23 protein-coding genes and 1 tRNA gene are annotated in these 14,463 nt (G+C 36.8%); 14 read left to right on the top strand and 10 right to left on the bottom strand.

Going from position 1 to position 14,463, the window contains the following annotated elements:
* The first annotated feature begins 178 nt into the window (after positions 1-178).
* Positions 179-550: a hypothetical protein gene (locus DM558_RS00385; RefSeq protein WP_127161545.1), complete on the top strand. Its 372-nt coding sequence runs from the start codon at positions 179-181 to the stop codon at positions 548-550.
* Between the two features lie 764 nt (positions 551-1,314).
* On the opposite strand, the gene DM558_RS00380 is transcribed toward DM558_RS00385, so the two are convergent.
* Both DM558_RS00380 and DM558_RS00375 read right to left on the bottom strand, forming a co-directional pair.
* Entirely contained in the window at positions 1,315-1,545 is a 231-nt protein-coding gene (locus tag DM558_RS00380; protein WP_127161544.1) for a hypothetical protein, read from the bottom strand.
* Positions 1,546-1,578: 33 nt separating this feature from the next.
* A complete protein-coding gene (locus tag DM558_RS00375; protein ID WP_127161543.1) occupies positions 1,579-1,872 on the bottom strand; it encodes a hypothetical protein in 294 nt (97 codons plus the stop codon).
* Positions 1,873-2,143: 271 nt separating this feature from the next.
* On the opposite strand from DM558_RS00375, the gene DM558_RS00370 reads away from it, so the two are divergent.
* On the top strand, positions 2,144-2,431 hold the full coding sequence (locus DM558_RS00370) for a hypothetical protein (RefSeq protein WP_127161542.1): 288 nt from the start codon (positions 2,144-2,146) through the stop codon (positions 2,429-2,431).
* Positions 2,432-2,433: 2 nt separating this feature from the next.
* On the opposite strand, the gene DM558_RS00365 is transcribed toward DM558_RS00370, so the two are convergent.
* Both DM558_RS00365 and DM558_RS00360 read right to left on the bottom strand, forming a co-directional pair.
* On the bottom strand, positions 2,434-2,676 hold the full coding sequence (locus DM558_RS00365; protein WP_127161541.1) for a hypothetical protein: 243 nt from the start codon (positions 2,674-2,676) through the stop codon (positions 2,434-2,436).
* Positions 2,677-2,679: 3 nt separating this feature from the next.
* Entirely contained in the window at positions 2,680-3,027 is a 348-nt protein-coding gene (locus DM558_RS00360; protein ID WP_164731206.1) for a VRR-NUC domain-containing protein, read from the bottom strand.
* Positions 3,028-3,067: 40 nt separating this feature from the next.
* Here DM558_RS00360 and DM558_RS00355 point away from each other — a divergent pair, with 40 nt between their 5' ends.
* Positions 3,068-3,754: a hypothetical protein gene (locus tag DM558_RS00355; RefSeq protein ID WP_127161539.1), complete on the top strand. Its 687-nt coding sequence runs from the start codon at positions 3,068-3,070 to the stop codon at positions 3,752-3,754.
* Position 3,755: 1 nt separating this feature from the next.
* Here the strand turns inward: DM558_RS00355 and DM558_RS00350 are convergent, their stop codons facing one another.
* From DM558_RS00350 to DM558_RS00340, 3 genes are read right to left on the bottom strand one after another with little or no spacing between them, the layout of a single operon-like run.
* The gene (locus tag DM558_RS00350; RefSeq protein ID WP_127161538.1) at positions 3,756-4,364 is read right to left on the bottom strand and encodes a hypothetical protein; all 609 of its coding nucleotides are present in this window, start codon (positions 4,362-4,364) and stop codon (positions 3,756-3,758) included.
* Positions 4,342-5,163, bottom strand: a complete 822-nt coding sequence (locus tag DM558_RS00345) for a DnaT-like ssDNA-binding domain-containing protein (RefSeq protein WP_127161537.1) — start codon at positions 5,161-5,163, stop codon at positions 4,342-4,344. Before DM558_RS00345 ends, DM558_RS00350 begins: the two co-directional genes overlap by 23 nt.
* Entirely contained in the window at positions 5,163-5,360 is a 198-nt protein-coding gene (locus DM558_RS00340) for a helix-turn-helix domain-containing protein (RefSeq protein ID WP_127161536.1), read from the bottom strand. The genes DM558_RS00345 and DM558_RS00340 overlap by 1 nt, the downstream gene beginning before the upstream one ends.
* 98 nt (positions 5,361-5,458) lie before the next feature.
* On the opposite strand from DM558_RS00340, the gene DM558_RS00335 reads away from it, so the two are divergent.
* From DM558_RS00335 to DM558_RS00295, 10 genes are all read left to right on the top strand, one after another.
* On the top strand, positions 5,459-6,127 hold the full coding sequence (locus tag DM558_RS00335) for an XRE family transcriptional regulator (RefSeq protein WP_164731205.1): 669 nt from the start codon (positions 5,459-5,461) through the stop codon (positions 6,125-6,127).
* A 3-nt stretch (positions 6,128-6,130) separates the two neighbouring features.
* The gene (locus DM558_RS00330; RefSeq protein WP_127161534.1) at positions 6,131-7,024 is read left to right on the top strand and encodes a hypothetical protein; all 894 of its coding nucleotides are present in this window, start codon (positions 6,131-6,133) and stop codon (positions 7,022-7,024) included.
* A 211-nt stretch (positions 7,025-7,235) separates the two neighbouring features.
* The gene (locus DM558_RS00325; RefSeq protein ID WP_127161533.1) at positions 7,236-7,598 is read left to right on the top strand and encodes a hypothetical protein; all 363 of its coding nucleotides are present in this window, start codon (positions 7,236-7,238) and stop codon (positions 7,596-7,598) included.
* Positions 7,599-7,689: 91 nt separating this feature from the next.
* Positions 7,690-7,866, top strand: coding sequence for a hypothetical protein (locus DM558_RS15545; protein ID WP_164731204.1), 177 nt, complete (start codon positions 7,690-7,692; stop codon positions 7,864-7,866).
* Between the two features lie 15 nt (positions 7,867-7,881).
* Positions 7,882-8,082: a hypothetical protein gene (locus DM558_RS00320; protein WP_127161532.1), complete on the top strand. Its 201-nt coding sequence runs from the start codon at positions 7,882-7,884 to the stop codon at positions 8,080-8,082.
* A 6-nt stretch (positions 8,083-8,088) separates the two neighbouring features.
* Positions 8,089-8,886 carry a PD-(D/E)XK nuclease-like domain-containing protein gene (locus tag DM558_RS00315; RefSeq protein ID WP_127161531.1) on the top strand — a complete coding sequence of 266 codons (798 nt, stop codon included), beginning with the start codon at positions 8,089-8,091 and terminating at the stop codon, positions 8,884-8,886.
* Between the two features lie 4 nt (positions 8,887-8,890).
* A complete protein-coding gene (gene recT / locus DM558_RS00310; protein ID WP_127161530.1) occupies positions 8,891-9,748 on the top strand; it encodes a recombination protein RecT in 858 nt (285 codons plus the stop codon).
* Between the two features lie 46 nt (positions 9,749-9,794).
* On the top strand, positions 9,795-10,247 hold the full coding sequence (locus DM558_RS00305) for a hypothetical protein (protein WP_127161529.1): 453 nt from the start codon (positions 9,795-9,797) through the stop codon (positions 10,245-10,247).
* 58 nt (positions 10,248-10,305) lie between these two features.
* On the top strand, positions 10,306-10,653 hold the full coding sequence (locus DM558_RS00300) for a hypothetical protein (RefSeq protein ID WP_127161528.1): 348 nt from the start codon (positions 10,306-10,308) through the stop codon (positions 10,651-10,653).
* Between the two features lie 2 nt (positions 10,654-10,655).
* A complete protein-coding gene (locus tag DM558_RS00295; protein WP_127161527.1) occupies positions 10,656-10,880 on the top strand; it encodes a hypothetical protein in 225 nt (74 codons plus the stop codon).
* 7 nt (positions 10,881-10,887) lie between these two features.
* Here DM558_RS00295 and DM558_RS00290 read toward each other — a convergent pair whose 3' ends face one another.
* From DM558_RS00290 to DM558_RS00280, 3 genes are all read right to left on the bottom strand, one after another.
* Positions 10,888-11,217: a hypothetical protein gene (locus tag DM558_RS00290; protein WP_127161526.1), complete on the bottom strand. Its 330-nt coding sequence runs from the start codon at positions 11,215-11,217 to the stop codon at positions 10,888-10,890.
* Between the two features lie 37 nt (positions 11,218-11,254).
* Complete coding sequence (locus DM558_RS00285) at positions 11,255-12,268, bottom strand: tyrosine-type recombinase/integrase (RefSeq protein ID WP_127161525.1); 1,014 nt, start codon at positions 12,266-12,268, stop codon at positions 11,255-11,257.
* Between the two features lie 142 nt (positions 12,269-12,410).
* A tRNA-Val gene (locus tag DM558_RS00280) sits at positions 12,411-12,487 on the bottom strand.
* Positions 12,488-12,648: 161 nt separating this feature from the next.
* Between DM558_RS00280 and DM558_RS00275 the strand changes: the two genes are divergently transcribed.
* Positions 12,649-14,421: a GspE/PulE family protein gene (locus DM558_RS00275; RefSeq protein WP_127161524.1), complete on the top strand. Its 1,773-nt coding sequence runs from the start codon at positions 12,649-12,651 to the stop codon at positions 14,419-14,421.
* Positions 14,422-14,463: the final 42 nt, after the last annotated feature.

Genomic DNA, 14,463 nt, shown 5'->3' with positions numbered 1-14,463 from the left:
GTCTGGTTTGCCCCCATTCTGTATCTCCCCCTCAAAAGACTACTTTTAAAGATTTTCGAGTTTCCGAGTTAATGTGTTTTGTTCAGGTTTTTATTTATTTAAGTTCTGGTTTGAGCAAAAAGATTGCGAGGCTTTAAAACCATAAAATGGCACTCCAATTAATCAAAAGGAGTAATTAATGAATAAATTAGTTAAAACTGCACTATTAGCCTCTGCTTTAGGCTTTTTGTCAGTTAATGCTTATGCTGAAATACAATGGATTGGTTCCGGCCATTGGCAAGGGGATACAAGAGGTAATGGCATGAGACCAGCAGGAATGGACAGAGAGGAAGCCTGTAAAAATGCTATATATGTCAATATTCAAAACTCTTATCCAGAGTCTAGACATCAGGTATTTACTCGCATAAAAGAAGGGAGTATAAACGGAAACTTTAAAGACTCTCAAGCACAATGTTTTTATGATATTATATATCCTGATTACGTATCTAGTAACCATGCTGTTAATATTTACTATTTTCCTAACTATGTTCCCTCTAAACCTGCTAACTAATCAATAATATAAACTGCGCCTGCTAACCGTGGGCGCATCTTCTCTATTACACTCAGGAGACTACTTTTAAAGATTTCCGAGTTTCCGAGTTAATGTGTTTTGTTCAAGTTTTTATTCGTTTTTGTTATTATTTTGAAACTACAGGATAGATCAGAGGAAAAAATGAATAATATAGAAGAAGACATACTAGACAGCATAATAAATTGTTGCCAAGAAATGCGAACGCCAGAAGTCCTAAAGAGGCCAAACGGTTTGAACATTGATCACTACAATCTAATATTAAACCATCATAAAATAAGCGAAGATGACTTCATTCGTGTTGTAAGATTGGGGATTAATAAAGAGTTATTAATCTATAATGGAAATATAAATCAGACTCCATTCGATCCAACGCGTATACAAGCACTAATACTCAGATGAAATAATAAATCTAACTTTAAAATAAGTAAGTATTTATACTTTATTCAGTATAATCTAAAAAATAGAACCAATTTGTGTTAGATATGTATAAAATTTGCTTTATTTTTGGGAGGTTGAAAATGCTAAATAAATTATTAGATTGGATTGAAAGACGTAGAACAACTATTCTATTGATTGTGATAATTACTGGCATACTCATTATCCATACAGATTTATGTGATATATATAGAGCGACAGGATCAGATTATAATTATACAGGTGAACTTAATGAAATAAAATCTGCAATAAACAATCTTGAATCGGTCATCAGATATAAATAAAAATTAAGCCTAATCAAGAATAAGTTATAGATGATAACTCCACCAACAGCTAGCATCTAATACAGGTAAGTCTTTCCTAGATTTACCTGTGACTTTGCACCACAATTTAATTAATCGCTCGCCGTCTGCATGCCTTGGCTCTGTTCCCATTTTCCAGCCGTGAATAGTTGTATAAGCAATTTCAATACTTTCAGATATTTTTTGAATATCGTATTTACAATCGTCTAGTTCACAAATAACTCTAAACCAGTCCACACAGTACCTACTTACACAAGATTTAGCCATTGATTAACCTCTCATATAATCAATAATAACTGCTCTTGCTTCATCCAATCCCTTACTGCTTTCTTCGGCTTTGCACTCTTGTTCCTGTTTTGTTTCTTCTGACTTATCAGTACTTGAATGACCAACATCACCAGCGTTATCGGTAGAATCAACAGAATTAACTTGAGCATTTTTGTTTAACTCCTCGGCTTTGGCTTGGGCTTCTTCCTTGGTACCTAGAAAATCTTCTAGCCATTTGTCCTTTTCATCAACAACGCCATAGCGACCACTGGCTTTATGTTTGGCTGTGAATGTCATGTAAAAATCACCTCGTTTTTTGTGGGAAGTTCTCGCACTCGCGCGCGGTTAAGTTCTAAAACAACTATCAGAATGAATAATTTTTTTATGTGTTAAACACTACTGATTAGCTATTCTGAGGGTTAAGAGTGGTTAGGATGTTCCAGCCCCTCCCCTAACCCCTCCCCATAGGATAGAAAATAATGATTTACGGTTTCCCGATAGTTTGCTTTTTGTTCAGGTTTTTTGTGTATAATAGAAAAACTAAATAATATTTTATAAGGATATATGTATGGTTTGGACTGTAGATGAAAAAATCCCTAGAAAAGAAAAAATTCCTGTCCCTGCATCTGGAATGCGTAATTATTTTAATTGGGTGAGAGCTTTTAGAGGCACAAACACTAACCCTATTGCTGCACTAAACCTAGAGGATGTTGCATGGGATAATGATTATGAAATTCTACAAGGAGGTAGAGGAGATATTCACTCGCTAAGATTGAATCAAGGGCAGAGAGTTTACTTTGTCCTCGATGAGTTCTCTCAAACAGTAAAAATACTTTGCATCGGAAGACACATATAAACCTAAAAATGAGCGCTACGCCTGCTAACCGTAGGCGCATCCTCTCTATTCCCGCCCGTCACCTCACACCATAAACGAATTAATCTTTCCCCATCAGCATGCTTAGGCTCTGAACCTTGCTTATAGCCTGAAATAGTACCAATAGGGATACTGGTTCTTTTAAAAATATCGTTATGACTAAAGCCAAATCTTTTCAAATCTGACAACAGCCTAAACCAATCCGTTTTGCATCGTCTTTTAGCCACTGATTAACCTCTCATATAATCAATAATAACGGCCCTCGCCTCATCCCATCCTTTAGCGCAAACAGCTTTGTAGCCCTCACTACTTAAAAAATCTAGCCACTCTCCCTGCTCATCTGATAATTTGCCACCTTTGGTTCTTTTAAGCTCAATATATAAACCATGAAACCCTTTTCTAGCAACGGGTAAATTAAGATCAGGAAAACCTTTACGCATCCCCTCAGCTTTCATCATGGCGGCTAACTTTAGACTTCGCTTTGCTGCGTTAGGTGTTGCCACTAGACGAGTAGCATATTTTGGAAATTGTGTAGCAAACCAGTTGATTAAAGCTACTTGCTCGTCATGTTCTCTCACTATAGAATTACCTCACAACTATTATTTAAAGGAACTAATTATGTTCAATCTTAATAAATGGGTTACAACAACAAATATAACTTTAATATTACTTATATTTTTAACAATATTAATAACTTTCATAATGTGGTTGAAAGGGCTTGATGCTGGTTGGATGCAAGCAATCATCAGTGTAATTGCCATTTTTTCTGCAATTATTATTAGTAACTCTCAGATTGAAACTACTAAAAAAGAAAAAAATAATGAAAAAATAGAAGATATTAAAAAATTCATAAGTATTATTGAAATATGTATTGATAGATACTCGGCCTTGATAAGGAATATAAGCAGTATACCTCAAGAATATAGTTCTGAAGATGAAGCTAACATATCCTACCACTGGAAATCTATAAAAATATCCGTAGATCAAATAAAACAATTTGACTGGCTTAAATATCCGGATGACTTGAGTATACTTGCTGTAAATACTTTTATAGATACTCAAACTAACTTTATAGACAACACAGAATATTTGGCCAAAAGTATTCATCGTACTTACGAGAGGACGAATACAATGACCAAAGTAATTAAAGTTCCTAAAACAGTTGATGATATTGTTGCTTTGTATTTTATTCATAACAAAGATAAATCTGATGATTTTGTTAACCAATCGTTCAAAATTGTGTTCGAACATTATAATGCTGCTAGGAAAAGCCTCTGGAATGGAATTATCAAAGTTATTCATTAATTTATTTACCCTTAAGCGCCTTAAACGCCCCATAGCCGCTTTTTCCGCTTGCTTGCTGTCTTTGTATCTCCTGATCTATTAAATCGTCACAGACGCCAAAAGAGGCCGATTGCTTGGTGCTTTCGATAGCCTTGGTGACTGGCCTTTTTAAACTCTCACCTTTAGCCCATCTTCTAGCCATTTCAAGATAGTTATACTCAAAACGCTTTTTTAAATTTAAATCGGTAGTCGTGCCGCGCTGTAAATCAAATACGCCAGTTTCTTTTGCAGCCGCTTCGATAACAGCATTTCTATACATACCGCTTAACGCTCTATTGAAAGCAGTATTTAAATCAGGCAGTCCTAAAGCCTGCAGAGATACATTAGTGCATAAAGCATTAAATTCTATCGGCGTTGGAGGCCATCCCGTTGTATTAGAAGCCACCATATTTTTAACGCCCGTCTCTATTGCGTCCATTGATAAATGATTAATCAACATGGCCCATTCTTTAGTTGGCAGCTTGCCATACTGACTCGCCCAGCGATAACCAAAAAGCCCCGTCATGCGCTCCCAGAAATCGGCTATTTTTGCTTTATCAATAGGCTGATTATTCGGCAACCCAGCTATCAAGCTCTCGCCTTGTCCGCTCAATAAGTGACTCTTTGCCTTGTCTAGTACCGTTTGAATTCCTGCTTGCATTGCCTTTACCTCTCACTAAATTATTTTTTACATGGTTGAATAGCGTTTGTTCCCAGTCTTTCGTTGTCTTTTGAATGTTCGGACGACCCAGCCAGTAATATTTAAAGTTATCCAGCACATCAGGCGGTATAGGTGCTTTGCCCAGTCCAGATCTAATCATCTTGGATTTAAAAAGTTGCCAATCAGGAAACCAATCAACATGCATGCTGTAACGTTCCTCATCGCTATATATATTTGTTTTTGTTTTTACTACCGGAGGCATGACCGCTTTTGATGTTTTGCTACTGTCCACTTGACCACTATCAAAATCTATTGAATCCTTGCCGTTGTTATCCTCTAATACTGACCGCTTACTGACCGCATAAGCCTCTTTTTGACTGTCCACTTTATTTTGAACGGAGTAATCCCGTGAAGCTAAAATAAGCTTAAAAACAGATTGTTTGCTAGACTTGTTAAATGTCTTGTCTCGCTTGATTAAACCAGCTTTTTCTAGCCAATCTAACGCACGTCTAATTTGCCTTTCTGTTGGTTCTCCGCTATCAGTCAGTCCTTGATGAGGTTCTACATAAAGTTCCTCACTAATAGCTTTAAGTGATACTTTGCGCTGAATACCAGTAATGCCCGTGGAATAATCCATATACCGCCGCAAGACAAAATAAACCTCTCTTGCAAGGTAAGGTAATCCCCTCAAGCAACACCACTCATCATCGTTAATCTGAAAGGCTGGCATTATTCGCCCTTACTCATCACTTCGTTGTAAAGCGCTTCGATGGCTTTGCCTAATTTATATTTAGGTGCTGTTTCTCCTTTCAAAGTCCTATTTATAGTAGGCTGTGAAGTACCTGCTTCTTTAGCTAAAGAGTACTGAGAGTATTTTTTTTTGGACAAGATTACTTTAATCATTTCTTGAACAGTTAAATAATTCATATTTATACCTACAAATACATATTCGAGTTATTTAATAATACACATTTGAATTAATCAATGCAATACACTTTATTAATACGAATATGGATAGGTTAAACATGACTATAGGCAAAAGAATTTTTGAAGCAATGAAAACAAGAGGCTACTCAGAGGGCGAACTTGCAAGGCGTAGCGGCGTGCCGCAGCCAACTATTCATAGAATCGTCTCTGGAGATGTGAAAAGCCCGCGTAACGACTCAATTGAAAGTATTGCAAAAGCATTAAGCTTAGACTTTACTTGGCTTGTGACAGGGAAAGAGGCAAAAAAACAAGGATCTAATTCAGTATTAAGTAATAAAAACATAATCGAAATCCCTCAATTTGATATTGAGGCATCAATGGGGGCTGGTAAGTTTCCGCCAGACTATCAACAACCCGTTATAACCATTACGGTAGATAAAGATTTTTTTATACGCCAAGGAATTAACATCACTCAAAGCAGTAAGTTATCTATTATTACGGGCATAGGCGACAGCATGGAGGGTACTTTTAATGATGGAGATCCCATAGTAATTAATCATGAAGCCAGATCATTAATAGCTGACGGAATTTATGTTTTTACCTTAGGGGAAAAACTCTATTTAAAACGGTTGCAAATACTACCTAACTGCATTCGCATGATCTCCGATAATGCCAAATACCCACCTTACGACATTAAGGACGAGGAGTTACAGCAATTAGTTATTCATGGCAAAGCTTTATTTGTTTGGAATGGAAAAAGGATTTAAACAATGAAGAAAGTAGCTCTAATACTATCAACCATTATTATTTCATCATGCTCTAGCAACTCGACCTCTCCGTCACAAAGCATAAAAGAAACGGAGAACGGATTGTACCTCACGACACAGTACTCAGAATATCAATTCATTCCAAATGAAACAGTCGTGTCTAATGTATGTAATGATCACATAATAAATTTGGCAAATAAAGAAGCTTCTATTAGAAAAAAAACCATAGAACCGTCTAGCCTGGATTCAGGACATATAAACGTTAATAGAGACACATTAACAGGTATTACCTCATGCTCCGCAAGTCTTATGGTGCAGTGGACTGAAAACAGTATAAAAAAAGCTGATTTTGGAGCTTTTGGTTTGCATAATGACCTTAGCAAGAAAGATGTAATTAAAAAGGGAATCGTTTTGTTTAATAAGAAGAATAATTCCTATTCATCCTTTAGCACCCCAATCGAAAATAAACTCTTTACATCCTATATCTATACGTTCAATACAACAGAAGATAAATTATGTTCTATAACTGGATTTACAAACCCTATAGAAACTGATAGTGGTGGAGCAGAAGCACAAAAAATAATATATATGCTAAGAGATATTTTAGAAAATAAATATGGATCTGGCTTTTTTCTCGATGAGTCAAAGGGTGCTTACAAAAAAGACTGGGCGAACACTTTAAAAAAATACAAAACAGCTAGAGTGTTTTCTTATGTATGGACTGAATCTATAACACACAACATAAACAGTGATTATGGAATATCTCTTATTGTCTTATACCCATTTATTTCCCCCCAAAATAAAAATAATACAATAATTGCCGTAGACTATTCTCTTGATTCTGATCTTGATTGTGCAAGCAAAGCAAATATAAACATGTATAAAAAGGGACTGTAGCAAAAGCAATAAGTTTATAAAACTAATTTAGGTGTCAATCTTCTCAACTAGGGTAAAAATTACCCTAGTTCATTTCCAAAATAATTAAATTTTAACTCCTTATCTTTCAAGTAAATATATAAAAAACAAAAAACCAATTCGTTAATGTATTGACCTTTATAATTCGAATATGTATTATTTAATTAATAAACGAATTAAAGGCGATTCAAAAATGCAAATCACACAATCACATATCGACGCTTGGATTAAAGAACAAACCCAAAACCTAATTGATAACCAGGATGTTGTTATCGATCACAAGGTTGTTGTTGATCTGCAAACGTTCTGGATTGAAGCGGAAAACGCATTTATTGAAGCAGATAGCAAAGACGATCAATACACCTTTCTACAATCTCGCCTAAAAGGTGTTATTTCAGAGTCTCGAAGAGAAAGAGATTTAAAAATAATCAACGAAGTTGCACAAAGAATGCTAGAGCCTTTCGCTTATGAGGGAGCACTAGAACAAGTTAGAGAAGAACAAGACGATTACAACATATTGGGCTACGAAGTAAGACACGCAGAGGGTTGGTACTAATGGAAACGTTACTAAATATCGTTATGGGCGCTCTTTGGTCAGCGCTGGTTGTCTGGGCAATTGTTATTTATGCAGTTTAAAGGAATTGATCATGAACGAACTAATCAAGCTAATCGAAGAAGCAAAACAAAAGGACCTCTACATCAGTGTAGTGGTTCATAACGATAAAAACCTTGGTCGATCACCAACTCGAATATCAATGCCGATCAATGGGGCTAATGTCAAAAACAGCCTTGAAACCCTGTCTCGCGCTATTGATAACTTTTAACAGGGAGCAACAACCATGCTCAGAAAACTAGCCTACTGGATGCTCAGAAACAGCGTAATCATTGAGTTAACCAATGATAGCAATCAAGTAGTAATTAACAGCAATCTTAAAAAGATTGATCCATTAACCATTACACCAGCCGAAGCCAAAGCCTTTTTATGGCTACAAGAGTCAAGGCTAGATAACAACGTTAAGCAAATCAATGTAAAGGGGTAAATAGCCATGCAAGCAGGCTATTACAAAGATATTAGCAATACTGATTATCACGCGAGTGAGGGGATCAGTAAAAGCGGATTAGATTTAATTGATCAATCCCCTGCTTTGTATTTGTGGAGTAAAAACGCACCTTATGATGAAGATAATAGAAAGGCGTTAGATATTGGTACCGCTTTCCATACGTTAATTTTAGAGCCTGATACTTTTAATGATAGGTTTGCTGTTAGTCCTGAAAACTCACCACGCAACACAATAAAAGGCAAAGAAGCTTGGGCTGATTTCGAAAGCCAGTTAAACGGCAGAATACCCATTACGAAAGAAGATTATAAAAAACTATTTTTAATGAGAGATAGTGCATTAGCTCACCCGCATATCAAGTGGCTAATAGAAGCTAATGGAGAGGTTGAAACCTCTATCTATTGGAATGAGGAAACAACTGGAGAACTAGCAAAGTGTAGGCCAGATAAATTACTCATCGATAGTAGTTGCCTAGTTGATATTAAAACCACTAGCGAGCTTAACCGAATTAATAAATCGTTTATTGAATACCGTTATCACGTCCAAGACGCTTGGTATAGCGCAGGATTTAAAGCACATTTCAGTGAATCATTAACCCGTTTTTTATTTGTGGTTGTTTCAACCTCTCTGAACTGTGGTCGTTATCCAGTGAGAATTTTTGAATTACCTATAGAAGCCAAAACCCAAGGGGAACAAATCTATTTAGAAAACATTAGCACTTTTTCCGAATGCAAGCGCACTGGCAATTGGGGCGCAATCGAAACATTAAATTTAAATCTGGAGTAACAAAATGACCACATCCGCTATTAATCCATTAGCAGAAAAAACAGCAAAGCCAGCCACGCTAGCATCATTTATCAATGACGACAAAATGAAAGCTCAGATTGCTCATGCACTTCCTAAACATATCAAGCCAGATCGTATGATTAGAATTATCACGACTGAGTTAAGAAAAAACCCACAACTAGCAACCTGTGATAAAGCAAGTTTTTTAAGTGCTATTATGCAAGCCTCTCAATTAGGACTAGAGCCTAGCGGAACATTAGGACACTGCTATTTAATCCCATTTAAAAACAACACAAAAGGCATTACCGAATGCCAATTTATTATCGGTTATCGCGGCATGATTGACCTAGCCAGACGATCAGGTCAAATAGTGAGCCTCTCAGCTATTGCGGTTTATGAAAAAGATCAATTTGATTATACGCTAGGACTTCACCCAAATATTGAACACAAGCCATCTTTTGATGATGACCGCGGCGCATTAGTTTTTGTCTACGCAGTCGCTAATCTAAAAGATGGTGGCGTTCAATTTGAAGTCATGAGCAAACCGCAAGTTGACAAAATCAGAGCGCTATCAAAAGCACGCAATAGCCCTTGGTTTACTCATTATGAAGAAATGGCAAAGAAAACCGTCATACGCCGTTTATTTAAATATCTACCCGTTAGCACTGAGTACCTAGAAGCCGTTATTCATGATGAAAATGTTGATCTAGGCATTCAAGACGACTTTATAGAAACAGATTATAGCCACGTCGAAGAAACGCCAGAACTAGAACATCAGCAGGCTGAGCAAGTAGACCTTAACACGGGAGAGATATTACAGCCTGAAAAAGAGCCAGTACCAACCTACGACAAAGGCAAGTAATACCCATTAACTAAGTAGTAATTTTAACCAAAGAGAGAGTTTAATTATGGCTAACACAAAGAAAGATCAAGTAACCGAACAACAAGAACCAACTATTGAGGAAATGACAACTCATACCATCGGGGAATCATTAATGCAGTTGGTTATTCAGGAATTTAAAGCAATGCCTGACGTATGGCAAAAAATGCCAGAAGCAAAGCAACGCGATGTAATAGACCGCGCAAGAGAAAATGTTTCTAAAGCGGTAAAAAATGCAGTCCGTTTAATTGCTAGTGAAGGCAAGCCAATTATTAGTGGTGTTGTTGAGCAAGTTAATGCAAAAGCGGGTTTAGAGTTAAAAATTAAAGTTGCAGGCTGTAGCAGTGAAAACAAACTGGCCTTAATTGAACATGCAGGCGGCGGAACTTGTTTAATCGTGCTTGCTGATGCAGCGGCAAACATGGGCAATATGAATATTATTAAACCTGAAAAAGATCAACCAGAGCTATTAGAAGAATAAAACGCCTTATCTTTGAATTAATTAATCGCCTGCCCTAACGGCAGGCTTGGAGTTTAGCATGCAAACACAACCGCAGCAGTTCATGACAAATAGCGACATATTAGCCCTAGCTAATGAGTTAGCTAAAATCATTACAGAGCCTTTAATTGTTGAGCTTCAAGAGGTTAAGCAAAAGCTTCAAAATATCGAAGAAGCCAGCATCAAACAAGACGATGAAACACTCGTCTGGCGAAATGCTTACGAAATAGCAAAAGGTTTAAATGTTCCAACAAAAACAGCAAGAAATCTTATTGCCCTCCCTAACTTCCCTAAGAACATCGGTGGTAAAAGAGCGCGTTATAAAACTGGGCCGTGGCGTGCTAGTGAAGTTAAGCACTTCTTTAAAATCAATAAGAGTAAGGTGTAGGTATGGGTTGCAAGTATTGTACTCTACAAGATGGGGAATGCGCTTATCCCTATTATGGCGTAGCCCCTCATGTTGGATTTCATATTCCGAATGACATAACCAGTGGAATAAACTTTTTACCTAGTGGGTACTATCCAAAAAACTTCAAACCTGATCTGGATGTTGATGGTAAATGTGGAACTTATACACACTGCTTACATTGTGGCAGTTATAGCAAAGAAGTATGAGTAGTGATCAAATAAGCTCATACTTCTTTAAAGCGTCTGTCCAAATTAGTGATGCATTTAACGAAATAGCTTTTCTAACAATAAGAGACATTACCCTTTGGTTAAAGTTTTTTGATTTCATATTTTTCTTAAAGACAGCAGAATCTTCCTCATCTAGTGGTATTGTATCAACTCCCAAATTACAACATCCATAACCATCAAAAGATATTCTTACAATACTGACTCTATTTCCTAAATTATTAAAATCTATAAATACAGAACCACCTAAACAGCTTAGATAATAATCTGCTGGCCTGCTTGACGGCATAGTGGTAATGTATATATCAAGATTTTCCATTTAAAACTTTTCCAATAAAATAATACTTCTTTAAAGTTTAACCTAACTTACTCGCTAAACTCTCCGCTGTCTCGTTATAATAAGTCATCAACTGGCTTATATTTCTATGTCCTACCATTCTGGCCAGTTCTAAAACCCCAAGCTTTTTAGATAAGCGCGTAATAGCTTCATGGCGTGTATCGTGAAAATGTAGATCATTAATCCCTAATTTATTGCGGTACTTTCTAAACATAGCATCGGCACTGGCAGAACTTAACGTAAAAAGCTTATTATCTTCATGCTTATTTTTAAGGACTTGCTCAAATAAATAAACGGCCCTATTGGATAAAGGCACATCCCTAGTATCTCCGTTCTTCGTTTTATCAAGATGAACAAAACGTTTATCTAAAAACACAGCATCATAGGTTAAAGATAGAATTTCACCTTGCCGCATAGCTGTTTCAATAGCGATTAAGAATATGTAAGCTAATTCCTGTTTCTTGCTTGTCGGCGTGTCGCCCTCTTTATAATCAAGAATAGATAGAATAGCGTCTATTTCATCATTAGATATTAGGCGGTTTCTATGTTTTGTCTTTCGTGGCTTCTCAATGTTGCTAATAGGATTTACGGAGCACCATCCCCATTCTTTGATAGCCTTAGAGTAAACAACGGACAAGATGCCAAGTTCTTTTATTACGGTTGAGTTCTTGACTGTTTTTAATCTTTTATCTCTAAATTCTGCATACTGTACAGGTTTAATGCTAGTAATTAGCTCGCCAACAAAAGGCAGAGTATCTATAAAATTATTTATTTTAGTGGTTAACCATTTAACGCTTTTCTTTTTACTGGCAATTTCGTCACGATACTTAATAAGTGCGTCATAGAGAGTATGCTTATTACCAACAATAAGCCCTTTTCTATCAGAGTCTATTAAGTCAGCTTCTCGCATAGTAGCCCATGCTTGAGCCTCGCCTTTAGTTAAAAAGGTATTAGATTCTCTGACTTCCTGACCATTTATTTTCTTTTTTATTTGAACTTGCCATTTGTCACCACGCTTTCTAATCGTCGCCATTGTCGCCTTTTTTGTCGCCGTCAGTTGATAAAATATAGTTAAATTTAGTCAAAAACGGTAAAAATAGCAAGCAACAAAAAAACCCTCAAATTCGACTACCAGTGCTTTTGAGGGGTTTCATGGATTTTATAAAAATCTAAATTGGTAGGCATAATTGGACTCGAACCAACGACCCCCACCATGTCAAGGTGATGCTCTAACCAGCTGAGCTATATGCCTATTAAGGTGGTGAATTTTAACCATAACTACGAAAGTGTCAAGTACTTTTACACAATTCTATAAATATATTTGTCTTAATAAATTGATTTTTAAAGGAGCAACCCCGACGAAATTTAGTTATCATATAACCATTACTTACAATCTACACAGACAATATCAATATGGCTACAAATATATCATCTAAGGATCATGTTTTAACACTCAATGATTTATTGATTGCTTTATGCGATCAAAAACGCATTACCCCAAGGGCAAAAGAATTATGTTACATGACCCAAGCAGATACGCCTTTAGCCATACAAAGCCCACTTGAAGTTATTGCTCATCAAAAAATTGATGATTTAGCCCGCCCAGGAAAAAAACTTGATTTAGAAACACTGACAATATGGCTAGCCGATTTTGCTAAACAACGCTATGTTCGAGTAGACCCGTTAAAAGTAGACGTGACGACAGTTACCTCTGTAATGTCTTATGCATTTGCTAAACGTAATCAAATTCTTGCCATTGAATCAAACCTCGAAAAAGTAGTCATTGCCAGTATTCAACCACTGGTAAAATCATGGGAAAAGAACTTACAACATATTTTAAAACGCCCTATTGAGCGTGTTGTTATTAATCCCGCCGACATTCAGCGTCTAACAAATGAGTTCTATAACCTCAGTAGTTCAGTACATGAGGCATCAGGTGAGAGCCTTAACAACAACTTTACAAATGCTAGCTTTGAACAGCTTGTTAGCTTAACCAGCACCACCGAAGATTTATCGGGCGATGAGTCGCATATTATTAAAATCGTTGACTGGCTCTTTCAATATGCTTTCCAACAGCGCGCCAGTGATATTCATATCGAACCACGTAGGGAAGCAAGCAGCGTAAGGCTACGCATTGACGGGGTTCTGCATAATGTTTATCAATTCCCTACCCAAGTAGGGATTGCGGTTGTTAATCGCTTAAAAACATTAGGTCGAATGAATATTGCTGAACGCCGAAAACCACAAGATGGTCGAATAAAAACTGTATCCCCTTTAGGTGACGAAATTGAGTTGCGTTTATCCACATTGCCTACTGCCTTTGGCGAAAAAATGGTAATGCGGATCTTTGACCCTAATGTATTATTAAAAGGCTTTAGCGATTTAGGCTTTTCTCATGGAGACTCCAACCGTTGGGATCAGATGATTTCACAACCCAATGGTATTATTCTGGTTACGGGGCCAACTGGTTCAGGAAAAACAACGACCCTCTATACAACATTAAAACAGTTAGCCACGTCTGAAGTTAATGTTTGTACGATTGAAGACCCCATTGAAATGATTGAAGACTCTTTTAATCAAATGCAAGTACAACACAATATCGACTTGGACTTTGCATCGGGAATTCGTGCGTTAATGCGACAAGACCCTGACATTATAATGATTGGTGAGATCCGTGATCTTGAAACGGCAGAAATGGCTATTCAGGCAGCTTTAACAGGCCATCTGGTACTTTCTACCTTACATACCAACGATGCCCCCAGTACAATCACACGGTTACTTGATCTAGGTGTACCTTATTATCTGATAAAAAGTACCGTTTTAGGTATTATGGCACAACGTTTAGTGAGAACGCTTTGTCCTCACTGCAAACAACCCATAGAAATAGATCAAACGGTTTGGGATGAACTCACTAAACCGTGGAAGTCGCCTGTACCTAAGCAAACAATGCAACCTATCGGTTGCCACGACTGCCGAGAAACGGGCTATCGTGGTCGTTTAGGTATCTATGAAATTATGCTTTTTTCAGATGAGTTAAAACAGCTCATTCAACCAGAAACCAATATTGACGAAGTGCGTATACAAGCTTATAAAGATGGTATGCACAGTTTACGATTATCTGGTGCTCAAAAAGTAGGTAAGGGCTTAACCACTATTGATGAAGTATTGCGCGTAACACCACATTAAATACTAATCAATAAACTTAAAAGAAACTTATTTTTAGTTTAA

The sequence above is a fragment of the Entomomonas moraniae genome, assembly GCF_003991975.1.
Taxonomy (GTDB): domain Bacteria; phylum Pseudomonadota; class Gammaproteobacteria; order Pseudomonadales; family Pseudomonadaceae; genus Entomomonas; species Entomomonas moraniae.
The sequence above is the reverse complement of the archived record's forward strand: the minus strand, read 5'-3'. Positions and strand labels throughout refer to the sequence as shown.

Coding starts and splice junctions, on each gene's coding strand:
- recT (WP_127161530.1), top strand. CDS start 8,891: ATGACCACATCCGCTATTAATCCATTAGCAGAAAAAACAGCAAAGCCA.
- DM558_RS00300 (WP_127161528.1), top strand. CDS start 10,306: ATGCAAACACAACCGCAGCAGTTCATGACAAATAGCGACATATTAGCC.
- DM558_RS00325 (WP_127161533.1), top strand. CDS start 7,236: ATGCAAATCACACAATCACATATCGACGCTTGGATTAAAGAACAAACC.
- DM558_RS00385 (WP_127161545.1), top strand. CDS start 179: ATGAATAAATTAGTTAAAACTGCACTATTAGCCTCTGCTTTAGGCTTT.
- DM558_RS00355 (WP_127161539.1), top strand. CDS start 3,068: ATGTTCAATCTTAATAAATGGGTTACAACAACAAATATAACTTTAATA.
- DM558_RS00330 (WP_127161534.1), top strand. CDS start 6,131: ATGAAGAAAGTAGCTCTAATACTATCAACCATTATTATTTCATCATGC.
- DM558_RS00340 (WP_127161536.1), bottom strand. CDS start 5,360: ATGAATTATTTAACTGTTCAAGAAATGATTAAAGTAATCTTGTCCAAA.
- DM558_RS00320 (WP_127161532.1), top strand. CDS start 7,882: ATGCTCAGAAAACTAGCCTACTGGATGCTCAGAAACAGCGTAATCATT.
- DM558_RS00315 (WP_127161531.1), top strand. CDS start 8,089: ATGCAAGCAGGCTATTACAAAGATATTAGCAATACTGATTATCACGCG.
- DM558_RS00295 (WP_127161527.1), top strand. CDS start 10,656: ATGGGTTGCAAGTATTGTACTCTACAAGATGGGGAATGCGCTTATCCC.
- DM558_RS00285 (WP_127161525.1), bottom strand. CDS start 12,268: ATGGCGACGATTAGAAAGCGTGGTGACAAATGGCAAGTTCAAATAAAA.
- DM558_RS15545 (WP_164731204.1), top strand. CDS start 7,690: ATGAACGAACTAATCAAGCTAATCGAAGAAGCAAAACAAAAGGACCTC.
- DM558_RS00275 (WP_127161524.1), top strand. CDS start 12,649: ATGGCTACAAATATATCATCTAAGGATCATGTTTTAACACTCAATGAT.
- DM558_RS00335 (WP_164731205.1), top strand. CDS start 5,459: ATGACTATAGGCAAAAGAATTTTTGAAGCAATGAAAACAAGAGGCTAC.
- DM558_RS00345 (WP_127161537.1), bottom strand. CDS start 5,163: ATGCCAGCCTTTCAGATTAACGATGATGAGTGGTGTTGCTTGAGGGGA.
- DM558_RS00375 (WP_127161543.1), bottom strand. CDS start 1,872: ATGACATTCACAGCCAAACATAAAGCCAGTGGTCGCTATGGCGTTGTT.
- DM558_RS00305 (WP_127161529.1), top strand. CDS start 9,795: ATGGCTAACACAAAGAAAGATCAAGTAACCGAACAACAAGAACCAACT.
- DM558_RS00290 (WP_127161526.1), bottom strand. CDS start 11,217: ATGGAAAATCTTGATATATACATTACCACTATGCCGTCAAGCAGGCCA.
- DM558_RS00370 (WP_127161542.1), top strand. CDS start 2,144: ATGGTTTGGACTGTAGATGAAAAAATCCCTAGAAAAGAAAAAATTCCT.